This window comes from Bosea sp. BIWAKO-01, assembly GCF_001748145.1.
In the GTDB taxonomy this organism is placed as follows: Bacteria; Pseudomonadota; Alphaproteobacteria; order Rhizobiales; family Beijerinckiaceae; genus Allobosea.
On record NZ_BCQA01000002.1, the window covers coordinates 372,501 to 388,552 of the forward strand.

The following is a 16,052-nucleotide window of genomic DNA, read 5'->3' on the forward strand; positions in this document are numbered from 1 at the left end:
GATCGATGTCCGCAATCCAACAGGATGCTAAAACATGATCGGAAAGACCATTTTATGCTTGCCGAATAGACCCGAATAAGACGAGCACGGATGGTGTCCGCGTCCCGAATGTCGCTGGGTAGCGACCTCTTCAGATCTATTCCCTCTTCACAATGACAAACAGCGTTACTCATCGCCGCTCAAAGAGCAGCAATCAGCAAAACCTGAATTTCCGGGCGGTATTGGTGGAGCCAGACGGGATCGAACCGACGACCTGAAGCTTGCAAAGCTACCGCTCTCCCAACTGAGCTATGGCCCCTTGATCGAACCTGACCGCTGTCGAGAAAGCTGGTGGGCCTGGGAGGATTTGAACCTCCGACCTCACGCTTATCAAGCGCGCGCTCTAACCAACTGAGCTACAGGCCCAAGGCATGCCTCACGACAACGTCGCAAGACACGGCCAAAGAACCAAGCTGTTGGCCCAGAATGCGCGATCCGTTGCAGCCCTATGCCGCACAGATCGAGCGCATTCGCCCGGAAAAGAAAGAGAAACGAAGACGGCGAAGTTCCGCATGTCGAGGCCTGATTTGGCCTCTTTGTTCCAAGCGGATTTGATGATGAAGCAAGCTTCACCGAAAAATCCTACCTTAGAAAGGAGGTGATCCAGCCGCAGGTTCCCCTACGGCTACCTTGTTACGACTTCACCCCAGTCGCTGAGCCTACCGTGGTCGCCTGCCTCCTTGCGGTTAGCGCGACGCCTTCGGGTAAACCCAACTCCCATGGTGTGACGGGCGGTGTGTACAAGGCCCGGGAACGTATTCACCGTGGCATGCTGATCCACGATTACTAGCGATTCCACCTTCATGCACTCGAGTTGCAGAGTGCAATCTGAACTGAGACGGCTTTTTGGGATTAGCTCCAGATCGCTCTTTCGCTGCCCATTGTCACCGCCATTGTAGCACGTGTGTAGCCCAGCCTGTAAGGGCCATGAGGACTTGACGTCATCCCCACCTTCCTCGCGGCTTATCACCGGCAGTCCCCCTAGAGTTCCCAACTGAATGATGGCAACTAGGGGCGAGGGTTGCGCTCGTTGCGGGACTTAACCCAACATCTCACGACACGAGCTGACGACAGCCATGCAGCACCTGTGTTCCGGCCAGCCGAACTGAAGAAAGACATCTCTGTCGATCAAACCGGACATGTCAAAAGCTGGTAAGGTTCTGCGCGTTGCTTCGAATTAAACCACATGCTCCACCGCTTGTGCGGGCCCCCGTCAATTCCTTTGAGTTTTAATCTTGCGACCGTACTCCCCAGGCGGAATGCTTAAAGCGTTAGCTGCGCCACTGAGGTGCATGCACCCCAACGGCTGGCATTCATCGTTTACGGCGTGGACTACCAGGGTATCTAATCCTGTTTGCTCCCCACGCTTTCGCGCCTCAGCGTCAGTATCGGACCAGTTGGCCGCCTTCGCCACTGGTGTTCTTGCGAATATCTACGAATTTCACCTCTACACTCGCAGTTCCACCAACCTCTTCCGAACTCAAGACTCTCAGTATCGAAGGCAATTCCAGGGTTGAGCCCTGGGCTTTCACCCCCGACTTAAGAGTCCGCCTACGCGCCCTTTACGCCCAGTGATTCCGAGCAACGCTAGCCCCCTTCGTATTACCGCGGCTGCTGGCACGAAGTTAGCCGGGGCTTATTCTTCCGGTACAGTCATTATCTTCCCGGACAAAAGAGCTTTACAACCCTAAGGCCTTCATCACTCACGCGGCATGGCTGGATCAGGCTTGCGCCCATTGTCCAATATTCCCCACTGCTGCCTCCCGTAGGAGTTTGGGCCGTGTCTCAGTCCCAATGTGGCTGATCATCCTCTCAGACCAGCTACTGATCGTCGCCTTGGTGAGCCATTACCTCACCAACTAGCTAATCAGACGCGGGCCGATCTATCGGCGATAAATCTTTCCCCCGAAGGGCTTATCCGGTATTAGTCCAAGTTTCCCTGAATTATTCCGAACCGAAAGGTACGTTCCCACGTGTTACTCACCCGTCTGCCACTAGCACCGAAGTGCCCGTTCGACTTGCATGTGTTAAGCCTGCCGCCAGCGTTCGCTCTGAGCCAGGATCAAACTCTCAGATTGGATGAGTTTGTTCCGGCATCGCTGCGTATTGACGGAGTCATTGCTTGATTACCGAAGTAATCAGCGATGGCTCTTGTAAACGCAGCACACCGAAGTCTCGTATGACTTGCCCGAAAGCAAGTCCGCAAGAACTCCGCCGTCCACGTTTCTCTTTCTGTCTTCAGTTTTCAAACAGCGACGCACTAACAGAGACAGAAAAACCCGCCGATCTCTCGGCTACAAAGGCCTAACGTGCTCTTGAAGCGCAGTAGAGCGGCCCCGCCAGCGGCGGCGCCGTCTCGATGAGCAGTGTTTAAGCGAATCAGGTTTCGGGTGTCAACAGCCGATTCGCATTCTGTTGAAAACGTCGATTGGCGAAAAGCAGAGGATCCTGGGTGCGCTCGGTGGCGCCTCACCGCAACAGGGCGACCCTATGGCCTGGCTTCGCCATTCGTCTGGGAAAGCCATCGGAGCTCACACTGATCGTGCTTCGCTCAGCGAACGGACCGGTGCCAGCGGCGGTGCCGGCCGATAGCGAGGATGCCTGCGAGGCACGGCGCGTCACGCCCGATTAGCCCGTCTGCCACTACGACAGCGTGGCGGGCTGACTGGTGCGCGTGGAGACACATCAGTCTTAAACCGGTGAGCTTCACTCACGAGTTCGTTGAGCCTGACCGCGCTAATCGCCGTCCTTCGCCTTAACTAGTTTAAAACGCCGTGCGCTTGGGCTGCGCGGTCTGTCGACATCTGACCTTACGGGAGGAGAAATGCTCTAATGGTCAAACTCACGATGAATGGCGCGCCGCGCGAGTTCAACGGCGACCCGGATATCCGCTGCCCTTGTTGCGTGTTCCACGCCCGCAAGCGTCAAGCGCGCGCGCGCTCGCCTTTTGACAGGCGACGCTCGATACTTGCGCTGTAACAAGACAGGCCAAAGCAGATGATAAAGAATACCGCGCCGGCGAAGAAATAGGCGGTTTGACGGATCTGGTCGCCGATGTTCCACGCCGGATCAATCAGCGCCCCCTGCAGTACGCCAAGGAAGTCGAACAGTCCGGCGATCAGAATGATCGTCGTTTCCTTGATAATCGAAATTGACACGTTGACGATGCCTGGAAGCGCGGCTCGGAGCGCCTGCGGGAGCACGCACAGCACGAGCGCGTTCCGATTCCTGAGGCCCAACGAAAGCGCGGCCTCCATCTGCCCCTTAGGCACCGACTGAAGGCCGCCGCGGATGACTTCGGCCATGATGGCGGCGTTGAACAGGCTAAACGCGATCAACGCGCGCAACAGTACGTTGATCTCGACACCGGGCGGAGCGAACAGGGGGAACAAAACGATTGCCAAGAAGAGGACGCCGACGAGTGGCAGTCCGCGCATTACGTCGATATAGAACGCAGCTACGCTGGCAAGGATCGGCAGGTTCGACCGCCTGGCCAGCGCCAGCGCCAGGCCAACAGGCAACGACGTCGCGATTGTACATGCAGCAACGATCGTGGTGAGCATGATGCCGCCCCATTGCGTCGTCGGCGCCGGCCACAGGCCGAACCATCCGCCGCGCAAAAGGATCGTCGCGACTATCGCATAAAGCGATGTACAGCCGAACGCCGCGAGCGCCTTTCGTCTTCTCCAAGGCAGCGCAAAAATTGCGACGCCGACGATCGCGATAATCAGGCACAGGATCGGGCGCCAGCGTTCGGACGGCGGGTAAAGACCGAACAAGATTTGCCCGAACCGATCTTTGATGAATAACCAGCAAGCAGCGTCCACACCGGCGCAGGCCTGTGGGCCTGCGCCGCTCCACACTGCGTCGACCAGCGTCCAGCGGACAAGGCCGGGAAGGGTCATGCCAAGCCAGATGAGAATCGCGGCGGTGACCGCCGCATTGAGCGGCGTCGATACACAGCGACGCAGAAAGTTTGTCGCACTCACCTTAGCGCTCCCGCCTTAGCATGCGCCCGTTGGCGACGTTGGCGACGGCCGCGATCGCGAGATTGATGAGCAGGTAGCTCGCCATTGTTATGCCGATGATCTCAAGCGGCTGCCCTGTCTGATTGAGCGCGGTTCCCGCGAAGATCAGCATGAGGTCGGGATAACCGATGGCGGCCGCTAGCGAAGAATTCTTGAAAAGGGTGATGTACTGGCCGGTCAGCGGCGGGAGTACCGCCCGGAAGACCTGTGGAATGACGATCGTCGCGTAAATGCGCGATTGCGAGAGGCCGAGCGACATGCCCGCCTCGGTCTGTCCTCGGTTGACGCTGGCGATGCCGCCGCGAATGAGTTCAGCGATGAATGCCGAGCCGTAAATCGTCATGCCAATGACCATGGCCACGAACTCGGGAATGACGGTGGCGCCGCCGGCGATATTGAAACCGCCGAGCCTTGGCATATCCCAGGCGATCGGCGTCCCGGTGACGACAGTGCTCGCGAACGGCAACACAAGTGCAACGAGAGCTGCGCCCCAGATACCGCGCGCCGAACGGCCGCTCGCAATGCGCTTCCGTCGTGCGGCGCGGGCGAGCAGAACGAAGGCGACGAGGCCGACCGCGAGCAGGGCGATGAAGGCGACAAAGCTGGGCTCAGGAACAGGCCAGGGAAGAGCGAGGCCGCGCTTATTGAGGAAGACAACGTCGAACAGCGAAAGGCTCTGACGCGGTGGCGGCAGCGGCCCGAGTACGGCGAAATACCAAAAGAACAGCTGTAGCAGGAGCGGGATGTTGCGCACGGCCTCAATGTAACCGAGCGCAATGAGCGCAAGGAGCGGGTTGCGGGCGAGCCGAAGCAGCGCAACCGCAAGGCCGAGCACAGTCGCCCCGGCGATGGACAGCGCACCGAGGAGGACCGAATTCAGCAGCGCGACCCAGAAGGCGCGCAGGTAGGTGGACGTTTCCGGATAGGGGATCAGCGCTTGCGCGATGTCGAAGCCCGCCGGCCTGCTGAGGAAATCAAATCCGACACGCAGGTTGAGCCGCGCGACATTGGCGCCGACATTGCCGACGACGAAGGCCCCCGCGGCGCATAGCAGGAGCACGAGCCCCACCTGAATCGCGAAGCCGCGCGGCTCGTCGAGCTTCAGGCGGCTTGACCAAGACGCGCGAGGCGGTGTCATGCGGCCTTCTTCCGCTCTGACTTTGGCGTGTTCGGCGTACATTCCGCAGTTTGGTGGGATCAACGGAACGGCGGCGCGATTACAAGCCCGCCATCTTTCCACAGTCCGTTGAGCCCACGGCTTAATCCGATCGGCGACTTCGCTCCCAGATTGCGGTCGAAAATCTCACCGTAGTTTCCAACGAGCTTGACGATATTGTAGGCCCAGTCACGCGAAAGGCCGAGCTTCTGCCCAAGGTCGTCGCTCACGCCGAGGAAGCGCTTGACCTCAGGATTGGTCGAGGACGCCTTCATCTCGTCGACGTTTTCCGACGTGATGCCAAGTTCCTCAGCAGCGATGGTCGCGAACATGACCCAACGCACCAGATGGGCCCATTTAGGGTCGCTGTCGCGTACTATGGGGCCGACGGGCTCCTTGGAGATGGTCTCCGGAAGGATGAGGTGCTCAGCCGGATTCTTAAGTCCCTGGCCTCGCGACGCTAGCGAGCCGCGATCGTTCGTCCAAGCGTCGCAGCGGCCCTCGTCATAGGCGAGGCGCGCCGGATCGGTGCCGTTGAAGGTGACGATCTTGTAGGTCAGCTTGCGCTGCCGGAAATAGTCCGCAACGTTGAGTTCGGTCGTCGTGCCCTGGGCTGCGCAGATTGTTGCGCCATTCAACTCGTTCACGCTCTTCACGTTCGCAGACTTGCGCACCATGAAACCCTGGCCATCGTAGAACAGCGCCTGGGTGAATTCGAGGCCCGCGCCGTTGTCGCGATTGAAGCTCCAGGTGAAGCGGTGCGTCAGCACATCAACGCCCGCAGTCGCAAGCACGGTGAAGGCGTCGCGGGGCTCGGCCACCTTGGTTTCGGCTTTCGCGACATCGCCGAAGATCGCAGCGCTCAGCGCCCGGCAGAAATCGACGTCGAAGCCGCGCTGCTTACCTGCAGAATCGGTGAAGGCGAAGCCGGGATTGTTTGGCGACGTTCCGCAGCGGACAACCTCACGTTGCTTTACGTCCTCGAGCGTGCCGGCATGAGCCGCGCCGAGCGACGCGAAAAGGGCCGCAGTAGCGACCGTCAGGGCCGTAGATAGTGGAGTCCTCGACGTCACGACTTCCCCCTGAGGATATGGTTCTTGGGTCTTTGGCGTGATGTGCGGCAGTTGGCCACGACGCCGACGCGCGTCGAGAAGGCCCAACCGTCCGGCAAATAGCAATGGGGCGATAGGCTCTCAGGTGATAGGCAATCGCTTATCGCCCTTGCTGTTGTGCGCTGCGAGCTGTCGCCGGAGATGCTCAGCGAATAACGCGACCGCTGGCGATACCGGCTTCGTCACTGAGAACACCTGCCGCATTTCCATGGTCAGAGGCGGCGCGTCGAGCGAGAGCATGACGAGGGTGCCACTGTCGAAATCCGCCGCAACCCTGTCCAGCACGCAGCAATAGAGGCCGACGCCGCCGATCACCAGGGCGCGCAGAAACTCAAATTCGGTGGCCTTCGAGACGAGATTGACACTGGAGACGCCGATGCCGGCCAACAGCGCCGCGATGCCCTGTCCAAGAAGCGAGCCGTCTGGCGCGCCGACGAAGGGATAGGCCGACAGCTCCGCCGGAGGGATGTTTTGGCGACGGGCGAGCGGATGCTCCGGCGCAGCCGCTATGGCCAGCTGCATGTGGCCTACCGTCGTCGCACGGAGGCCTGGAATATCCTGATCGCCGAGGAACAAGCCGATATTGGCGGTTCCGTTGCGAATCATGTCGACGATTTCTTCCTGACGGCCGACGCGCGTAATGAGCTCGACCTCTTTGTGCTCGCCAGCGAAGTTGGCCAGAAGGGGCGGCAGCACTTGCGACAGTGATCGCTGGCAGGCGAAAACGACGCGGCGTTCCGCCACCGCTCGGAAGCGGGAGAGATCGCTCACCATTTCATCTGCTTCGGCGAGCAACTGCCTGGCGTGGCTGAGGAAGGTCTTGCCGAGATCCGTGAGCTCGACGCCGCGGCCTCGGCGCCGCTCGAACAAGGCGCCGCCTGATTGCGCTTCCAGTGCTTGCACGTGCGAGCTGATGGAGGGTTGCGCTACGCCCAGCCTTTCCGCCGCGGCGCGGAACCCGCCGCCTTCGGCGATCGCGATAAATACCTCGAGCCGCCTTAACGTCAGGCCCGGCACCCGCTTCATGGCATTCCCTCATGCGCATTCTTGTTCGCATAATAGTCAATTGGCTATCGCCGTCATAGGTGTTTCGCCCCGTTGATCTGGCTCTGCCTTCCTGAAACGTTCCCGCCACCTCAACGTGGCGCTGAGGCCCAAGCGGCTGATCGCGGCCTGAGATCGGCGTCTGAACAGAATTGAATGGGGAGGTCTTGGATGGCGCTGCAGGATGCTGCTCCCGCCTCATCGCTTAGCGTCGCGGTGGACATAGGCGGCACGTTCACGGACCTTGTCGGGTTCGACGAGACGACAGGCCGGGTGCTCCAGTCGAAATCGCTGACCACGCCGCACGAACTGTCCCAAGGGGTCTGGGACTGCCTCGCGAAGGCAGGCATCGAGCCCCGCGCAGCGCAGAATCTCGTGCATGGCTCGACAGTCGCCATCAACATCGCGATCGAGCAAAAGGGCGCGAAGACGGCTCTCGTCGTCACAAAGGGCACGCGCGACGTCTACAAGATCGGTCGGCAGAACCGGCCGGACGCCTACGACTTCAACTTCAAGAGGCCGTCACCACTTACGCCGCGGTCGTTGACGTTCGAGGTGAGCGAGCGCCTGAAGGCGAGCGGGGAAGTTCTCTCGCCGCTCGATCAGCGGGAAGTGGAGGACGTCGCGGCGAAGATCCGCGACAGCGGCGTGGCCGCAGTCGCCGTATGTTTCCTGCACGCCTACGCCAATCCCGCCCATGAGATCGAGGCAGGCCGCCTCCTACGGGCCGCGCTTCCCGGCGTGTACGTATCGCTGTCGCATGAGATCGTCCGCGAATACCGCGAATATGAGCGCACCTCGACCACGGTGATGAACGCTTATATCGGCCCGCGATCGGCTGAATATGTTGGCCGCATGCAGGACCGCCTTGGGGAAGACGGTTTCGACGGCCGGTTCTTGATCATGCAATCGTCAGGTGGCGTAATGTCGCCCGAGCACGCCAAGGTGCTTCCGGTCGCTATGATGGAATCGGGTCCGGTTGGCGGCGTCATCGCTGCGGCCGAGATCGGGCGGAGGCTCGGTCTGCCGAACGTCATCACCTTCGATATGGGTGGTACGACGGCCAAGACCAGCCTGATCCAGAACAGCGTCGTCTCGATTGCTCAGGGTTATCATGTTGGCGGCCACGCCAGCGGCCATCCTGTGATGTTCCCGGTGGTGGACATCGTCGAGGTTGGTGCCGGGGGCGGCTCTATCGCCTGGATTGACGATGTCGGCGGCCTCAAGCTTGGCCCGCGGAGCGCCGGTTCCGACCCAGGCCCTGTGTGCTATCGGCGGGGCGGCGCCGAGCCGACGGTCACCGACGCCAATGTCGTTCTCGGCCGTATCGGCGCCAGGAGCTTTCTCGGCGGCGAGATGCCGCTCGACGAGGCGGCGGCGCGCGCCGCCCTTACGGAGAAGATTGGCGGGCCGCTCGGGCTTGAGGCGGCTGCCGCGGCGCATGGCGTCATCCGCGTCGCGATCGCCAAGATGGCGCTCGCCGTGCGCGGTGTGTCTGTTCAACGCGGCTACGACCCGCGCGACTTCGCACTTGTTGCGATGGGCGGCGGTGGACCTCCACACGCCCTTGAGATCGCGCGCGATCTCGCAATTCCAAAGGTCATAGTTCCAAATCTTCCGGCGCATTTTTCCGCACTCGGCATGCTGATGAGCGATGTGCGGCATGATTTCGTGCGCACACATTATCGCATCCTGACTGACGCCGACACGGCGGAAATCCGCACGCTTTACGAAGAACTAGCGGACGCCGGCGCCGTGGCGCTCGATCAGGCGGGCGTCGAACCCGCAGTCCGCTCCGTCGAATATTTCATGGACCTTCGCTACGCCGGGCAGGAGTTCACACTTCAGATTCCCGTGAACGCCGATGAGATTGCGCACGGTGCCATGGCGGCTGTTCGCAGCCGCTTCGATGACACGCATCAAAATCGGTTCGATCACTCTGCGCCGGACGAACAAGTAGAACTGGTCAATCTGCGTCTAACGGCGCGCGGAGCGCGGCCCAAGATCATGTTTCCGCGACTTGCAGCCGGCGACGGCGACGCCCGAATCGGCGTTCGCCCGATCGTACTCGACGATCCGGCCAAGCCGATCGACTGCCCGGTCTATCGGCGCGAGCGACTTACCGCCGGCGCGCGAATCGAAGGCCCTTGCGCCATCGAGGAGTTCGGATCGACGACGCTTCTGTTCGCCGGCGACGTGGCCACTGTCGTGGAGACGGGCGAGATGATCGTGGAGGTGGCACGGCCATGATCGGAGGTTCTCTAGTGCTCGATCCAGTCACGCTTGAGGTGATGCGCAACGCGCTGCCCGCCATCTCGGACGAGATGAGCTACGATCTCCAACGCACCTCATACAACATGATGATCTACGAGGTGCAGGACTATTGCACTGCGCTGCTCGACGTCGATGGCGCGCTGATCTCGCAGAACATCGGCGGCGTCTCGCATTTCGTCGCCGACCTCGGCGCCGTCATCAAGGATGGCGTCGCTCGCTTCGGGCAGGACGGCTTCTCTCCCGGCGACGTCGTCATGCACAATCATCAGGCGACGGCGGGCAGCATCTCAACAACGTCGTTATTTACACGCCCGTGTTCCACCATGATCGCCTGGTCGCCTTCGCGGTCGTGCGCGCGCACTGGGCCGACGTCGGCGGTCAATCCACGGGTTTTGGCGGCACCGGCGCCTACGATCCATGGAGCGAGGGCCTCCAGGTCGATCAGCTCAAGATCTATGAGAGCGGACGGCCTGACGAGAAGGTCCTCAAGATTATCCGCGACAACATTCGGTATCCCGACGCGGCCTTCGGGGATCTGCGCTCGCAGCTCGCGGCGTGCAGGCTCGGCGAGCGTCGCTTCTGCGAGCTGCTCGACCGTTACGGCCACGACGATGTGCTCGCGATGATCGCGGCGATCTACTCGGAGACCGAAGCGAAGGCGCGCGCTGCGGTCGCCGCGATCCCGGATGGAACCTACGAGGCCGAGGCGAAAATGGACGGCCCGCGTGGCACGCCGCCCTTCGAGATCAAGGTGAAGGTGATCGTCGCCGGCTCCGACATGACGATCGACCTGTCAGGCTGCTCGCCTCAGCGGGAGAATTCAGGCCTGAACAGCCGCACTTATGCTGGGGCCTATATCGCCTACAAGGCGCTGACCGCGCCGATGGAGCCGCTGAATGAAGGTGCGTTCGGCGGCCTCAAGGTCGTGATCCCCGAAGGCAATATGATGATGGCGAAGTTCCCCGCCTTCATGGCGAGTTGGGGCTCGCCTTTGCCAACGGTCGTCGACGCCATCTGGCGCGCTTTCGCGGGGGCGCTGCCCGACCGCATTCCGGCGGCTCATTCCGGCTCGCTTGGAGCGCCATTTGCGCTGTCCGGACAGGACCCTGCGCGTGGCGCCGGTTTCGTCGCGCAGAGCATCGAGGCCGGCGGTTGGGGCGGCCGTCCGGATGCAGACGGCGAAGACGTGTCCATGTCGGTTTGCCAAGGCGACGTGCGTAACACGCCAATTGAAACCATGGAGCTCAAGGCTCCACTGATGGTCGGCGAGCGAGCCCTGTGGGCTGACTCGGGCGGGCCTGGAAAGTTTCGCGGCGGCCTGGGCGTGAAGACCACGATCCGATCGCTGGTCGATGGCCGGTGGAACGCCGGGCCGCCGGGCCACCGTTCCGGTTACGCGCCGTGGGGATTGTGCGGCGGCAAGCCTGGCGCGATCGGCTTCACTATGATCCGCGAGCCGGGCGGCGACTACGAGCGGTCGCTGGCGCCGCGCGTGTTCGGAGCAGCCGGAACCGAAGTCATCTACCGCACATCGGGGGGCGGTGGATGGGGTGATCCGCTGCAGCGTGACGTTGACCGCGTGTCGCGCGACGTGCGCGAGGGCTACGTCTCGCCCGAGCAGGCGCGCGATGCCTACGGCGTCGTCATCGACAGCAGCGGCCGCGTCGACATAGCCGCCACACATGCGCTGCGAGAAGGTGCGGAGGTCGCATGATGACGAGCGCGACATGGATCGACGAGGCGCTCCGCACGCGCTGTCTTGCGCGCCGGCGCGAAGCCATCCGCGACAGTCTTCGCGCCAAGGGCCTCGACGGACTGATCGCGTATGGCAGCGGCCGACACTCCTTCCTCGCCTCGAATCCTGCGTGGTGGCTGACAGGGCTTCGGCAGATCGGACCGCATCTTGCGATTGCGATCACGCTGGACGGCGATCCGTTCGTGATCGCTACTCCCGCCTACGACGCGCGGCGGATCGCGCAGCGCATCGGCCATATCGAGCTGACGGTTGTCGACGAAGCGGACTTCATCGAAACCGTGCGCCGGGAACTCGATCGGCGCGGTCTGCTCGGCAAGCGCTTTGCAATCGCGGGAGGCGTTCAACCAAAGCGCATCTACGACACGTGGCCGACCATTTTCTCGACGCCGCCGCAATCTGGCGATGCGCTGGTGAGCGACATCGCCAGATTGCGCGACGATTGGGCGATGGCGTGCGTTCGCCGCGGCGCTGATATCGCTGAACGAGGCTGGGCCAACGCGCTTACGACGGCACACTCGGGAATGGCGGAGTATGAGCTCGCCGCGGAGATGGAAGCCGATATGCGCGCCATGGGCGCCGAGGATAATTTCCAGCTCCTGTCCGCCTCCCAGCACAATCGCGCCGCGCATCGCGCCAGCAATCGCACCTTCGCCGCCGGGGACGTGCTGCTCGGTGAAGTGACGCCATCCGTCGAAGGCGAATATGTCCAGATCTGTCGAACCGCCGTCTTCGGTGAGCCGACCAAGCTGCAGCAGGATACATTCGCGCTTCTCGACGGCGCGCTCCGGCGCGCGATGGCAGCAGCTACGCCCGGCACGCCCGCCCGAGACATCGTGCGCGTGATGAACGAACCGATTATCGCAGCTGGCTATGAACCTTATACCAAGCCGCCCTACATGCGCACGCGTGGCCACAGCATGGCGCTCGGTTCGCTTGATCCCGAGATCGCCGTGGACAGCGACCAGATCCTAGTCGAAGGCATGGTCTTCGTGCTGCATCCGAACCAGTACATCCCGGAAACCGGCTATGTAATGTGCGGCGAGCCCGTGCTTATCACGCGTGACGGCGCCGTCCCGTTGACCGCCCGGATGGGCGCGCTGGACGTCATTCCGGCCTGAAGGAGGCGGTCATGCTTTCGCTCGAACCTTCGATCAAACGCGGCCTGACGTTCTGGGACCGCGCGCTGCTGTCGCCCGACGAATTCGACGAGCGCGTACGACTCGTGCGGGAAGACATGCGACGCCGCGGTCTTGCGGCGATCGTCATCGCCGGTAACATGTATGAGGACGAGGATCTCGTGTTCCTCGTCGGCTACAATGTCGACGGCGTCTTCGTTCTGCCGGCGCAAGGCGAGCCGGCGATCTTCACTAACAGCGGCAGTCGCGAAAGCTTCTTCCTGCGCGAACTGACCTGGGTCTCCGATCTGTCTCATCGCGGCGCGCAGACTGGCGCTGCCGTCGCAGAGACTCTGAGGAGCTGTGGGGTGACAAGCGGCCGCATCGGCGTCGCCGGCCTGCAGGTTCTGGCCGTGCAGCCTTACAATGATCTCGTTCGTAATCTCGCCGCCTATCAGATCGAGGATTTCACGCCGGGCTACCGAGCTCTGCGCCAGAAGCTGCGGCCCCGCGAGCGCGCTGCAATGCGCGTGGCGTTCGGCATGGCGGACGCCGCAGCGATCGCGGCAGAGAAAATCTACGCGGCTGGCGCATCGAACGCGAGTGCCGTCATCGAAGCTGAGCGCGTTGCGCGCCGCGTCGGCGCATGGGACGTGCGCATCCTGTCGAATCTTGACGGCGACGAATTGCGTCCATTCGAACGGTTATCTGACGAGAGGCGCGACCCGTTCCTAATGTGGGTCGCGACGCGCTACCAGGGCTACTGGGCCGCGCGCGCCGTCAACGTGCCGGCCGATCCCAAGAGCGAAGCGGCGCGCGCCGTCGCGGCTATGTCCGCTGCAGCGCGCCCCGGCGCGCCCGCCGGCGAGATCGCTGCAGCGGGCCTCGTCTGCTTGAGCGAAGCCTCCCGCCGAACTGCTTTGGCGTACGGCCTTGGCGGCTGCATCGGACTCGCCATGGACGCGCCGCCCTTGATCCGCCCCGACAGCCGCGAAGTTCTTGCACGCGGTATGACCTTGTTGCTTCATGTCTTCGCTGAGGGCGGCGATCGTCCGTCCCTGGCCGGTGCAATGATCGAAATCGGCGCTAACGGTGCGCAAACAGTGGATGCAATTCCCGCGTCCCTGCCGCCGATCACGGCGACGGTCTGCGCGTGATTGTCCGGGAATGGGCGGACGAGTTCGTCCAGCGGGCGCCACCGTCGGCAGCGCATATCGACATGCGCGTCGCCGACGTTGCGATGGCCTTCTTTGCGGGTTGCGGCGCGATGGAGGCCAGGTGTCTCGCCAAGGCTTTTAGCGAGAATGAAGCCGCAGCCTGCTCCGCAATGGTTCGTCGCACAGAATGTGACGATATCAATGTTGGCTCGTGCATAACGCCGGGTTCGGTGGTCGTGCCAACGGCGTTGGCCGCAGCATGTGAAAACGATGTTGCGCTTGAGCGCTTCGATCGAGCTGTCGCTGCGGGCTACGCCGTCGGCGTGCGCCTGGGGCGCGCGCTTGGCGGCGTCGCGGCCCTGAGCGGCGGCATTTGGCCGACATGCTTCGCTGCACCAATGATGGCGGCCGCGACTGCCGCGGTCGCACGCGGTTTTGATCGCGACGGCATTGCGTCCGCCATTTCGCTCGCCGTCCCCCGAGCCGGTGGACGTGTCGGGCGGCCCGCCGGTGCGCCATCAGGACGATGGTTGGCGTTCGGAGACGCCGTCGCGTCAGGCTGCCGGGCGGCGGACGCCGCGGTGCTTGGGTTCCAAGGCGACATATCACTCGTCGGCCGCGACTGGCTGGCCGCCATCGGCGGGCCGACGCATATTCAGCCGAACGCCCTGCATGCGTCGGAAACAGACGAACTCTCCGGCACCGGCTTCAAGCCGTTCATTGCGGCGCGCCAAACGATCAACGCGGTCGTCGCATTCCAGCGCATTCTCGCAAAAGGTGTTGCGCCGGAAGGTATTTCACGCATCGACATCGGCGTGCCGACGGCGAACGCTGGGATGGTCGCACGCCGCGCCGCGCCATGCGATCGCTTGAGCACAATCGCGGATATGCGTGTCCAGATTGCCGCGGCCGCGCTGCGGCCGGCGTTGCTATATTCGGTAGAACGCGACGGCGAGCCCGCCGCAGATCTTCTTGATTACGCCGCACGTATTCACATTTACGCCGATGCGGCGCTTGATCGGGATATGCCGGAGGTCTGGGGCGCGCGCGTGCGCGTCCAATCCGGCGGCCGCGCCGTCGAGGAGCACTGTCTCGTCGTCGACGGCGATCCCGGCCACGGAGACGCAACGGCGATGCTGCGCGCAAAGCTCACGCGCCTAGCGCCGCTCGCCGATCGACCGCTCTGCGCGGCGTTGCTGGAGCCAGCGAACGATGAGGTGCGTCGCGCGCGCCTCATGACGCTCTGGCGCGCGATGCGCGCGCGGCTCGCCGACGCCCCTAGACCATGATCAGGAAAAGCGGCAACCAGCTTTACGCTCCCTAGGGAGCGCCATCGGTCAGCCACATTGCATCGGACACGTCAGCATCGCTGATGAAGCGCCGGGGAATGTCGACACAAGTAAACGGCGAAAAGGGCGTGGGGTATATCCACGCCCTCGCTCCACAGGAGCTAATTCGCCGTTGGTTAGGCGATAAAGACTATCAGCAGATGAATGAAGTCATCAGTTGGTTAGCCCTCCTTTGTGTCGCTAAGGTGTCGCGAGACACCTCTCCGCGCAGTAGAGGTGAAGTCGTCTGCGCGAAGCTCTATCGTCCTGAGACGCCAGACCGACTACCCCCGGTTACGCCTCGTCCCCTCGACAAATGTTCTTTCCTCCCGCCGTGTACTGCGTCAGACCCCGCTCTTGCAGGAGGTCTAGTAATGCGGAGCACCCGAAACGGGATCTACGTCTTACTTCATCGCCAGAGTCTTCGACATGTTTCGGGTTTGAAGGCTGTCACTGTCAGCCATGTCGTTCTCCGACAGCCATTCGTCGGCGCAGATGTGCGATCAGTGTGTACTAACAAGCGATCGCGGTTAGACCAGTGACGAATTGCAAGCCGCATCATCGGGCACCTCCGACATGTCATCGGGCACCTCGTTTGGATTGAATGTGGGAACGCCACCCATCGCTTTACAGATGCCGCTTTCAGATTTCGTCGGTCTGATCCGTTTGCATGGCGGTAACAAAACCAGCGCACGGGTCGCGGTCCTTATAAACCATCGTCTGACCAGCATAGGCGTTGGCGCGGCGATGGAACGCTGACGGCAGCCCTACGCCCAAGAAAGGAGGCGATGCCCTCAGCGTTCGCTCCCGACGGGTACGGAAGACCAGGCAGAATGCGCGACGACTGAATCACGCCCTGGTCTGCGAGCATCCCGAGCGCAAACGTGGGGGCCGGGCCAAGAGGGATCCAAACAGCGTCAGGAAGCTACCGGGGCCTCTGCGGCGAGATACTCGCGAACCTGTCTCGCCAGCATCGGTTGACGCACCATGGACGGATTGCCGGAGCCACCCCCCAATTTGAGGGGCTGCCGCAATGCGGCGAG

General features: G+C 62.3%; 8 protein-coding genes, 2 tRNA genes, 1 rRNA gene and 1 pseudogene. 5 read left to right on the top strand and 7 right to left on the bottom strand.

What is annotated here, in order from left to right; genetic code table 11:
* Positions 1–222: 222 nt before the first annotated feature.
* The 7 genes from BIWAKO_RS33505 to BIWAKO_RS33535 form a co-directional block, all read right to left on the bottom strand.
* A tRNA-Ala gene (locus tag BIWAKO_RS33505) sits at positions 223–298 on the bottom strand.
* A gap of 30 nt (positions 299–328) precedes the next feature.
* A tRNA-Ile gene (locus BIWAKO_RS33510) sits at positions 329–405 on the bottom strand.
* A 225-nt stretch (positions 406–630) separates the two neighbouring features.
* Positions 631–2,117: ribosomal RNA gene (locus BIWAKO_RS33515) — 16S ribosomal RNA — on the bottom strand.
* 846 nt (positions 2,118–2,963) lie between these two features.
* Positions 2,964–4,028, bottom strand: a complete 1,065-nt coding sequence (locus tag BIWAKO_RS33520; protein ID WP_069883269.1) for an amino acid ABC transporter permease — start codon at positions 4,026–4,028, stop codon at positions 2,964–2,966.
* Between the two features lies 1 nt (position 4,029).
* Positions 4,030–5,205: an amino acid ABC transporter permease gene (locus BIWAKO_RS33525; protein ID WP_069883408.1), complete on the bottom strand. Its 1,176-nt coding sequence runs from the start codon at positions 5,203–5,205 to the stop codon at positions 4,030–4,032.
* A 59-nt stretch (positions 5,206–5,264) separates the two neighbouring features.
* Positions 5,265–6,266, bottom strand: a complete 1,002-nt coding sequence (locus tag BIWAKO_RS33530; RefSeq protein ID WP_244523739.1) for an amino acid ABC transporter substrate-binding protein — start codon at positions 6,264–6,266, stop codon at positions 5,265–5,267.
* A 150-nt stretch (positions 6,267–6,416) separates the two neighbouring features.
* Positions 6,417–7,361, bottom strand: coding sequence for a LysR family transcriptional regulator (locus tag BIWAKO_RS33535; RefSeq protein ID WP_069883270.1), 945 nt, complete (start codon positions 7,359–7,361; stop codon positions 6,417–6,419).
* Positions 7,362–7,550: 189 nt separating this feature from the next.
* Between BIWAKO_RS33535 and BIWAKO_RS33540 the strand changes: the two genes are divergently transcribed.
* The 5 genes and pseudogenes from BIWAKO_RS33540 to BIWAKO_RS33565 all read left to right on the top strand — a co-directional run bounded on the left by BIWAKO_RS33540 (position 7,551) and on the right by BIWAKO_RS33565 (position 14,970).
* Positions 7,551–9,629, top strand: coding sequence for a hydantoinase/oxoprolinase family protein (locus BIWAKO_RS33540; RefSeq protein ID WP_069883271.1), 2,079 nt, complete (start codon positions 7,551–7,553; stop codon positions 9,627–9,629).
* A gap of 74 nt (positions 9,630–9,703) precedes the next feature.
* Positions 9,704–11,367 (top strand): annotated as a pseudogene (locus tag BIWAKO_RS33550) (hydantoinase B/oxoprolinase family protein).
* Entirely contained in the window at positions 11,367–12,527 is a 1,161-nt protein-coding gene (locus tag BIWAKO_RS33555) for a M24 family metallopeptidase (protein ID WP_176733507.1), read from the top strand. The pseudogene BIWAKO_RS33550 and the gene BIWAKO_RS33555 overlap by 1 nt, the downstream one beginning before the upstream one ends.
* Positions 12,528–12,706: 179 nt before the next feature.
* Positions 12,707–13,681 (top strand): M24 family metallopeptidase, encoded by a 975-nt coding sequence (locus BIWAKO_RS33560; protein ID WP_244523727.1) that lies wholly within the window; start codon positions 12,707–12,709, stop codon positions 13,679–13,681.
* A gap of 62 nt (positions 13,682–13,743) precedes the next feature.
* A complete protein-coding gene (locus BIWAKO_RS33565) occupies positions 13,744–14,970 on the top strand; it encodes an MmgE/PrpD family protein (protein WP_141740463.1) in 1,227 nt (408 codons plus the stop codon).
* The last annotated feature ends 1,082 nt before the right edge of the window (positions 14,971–16,052 follow it).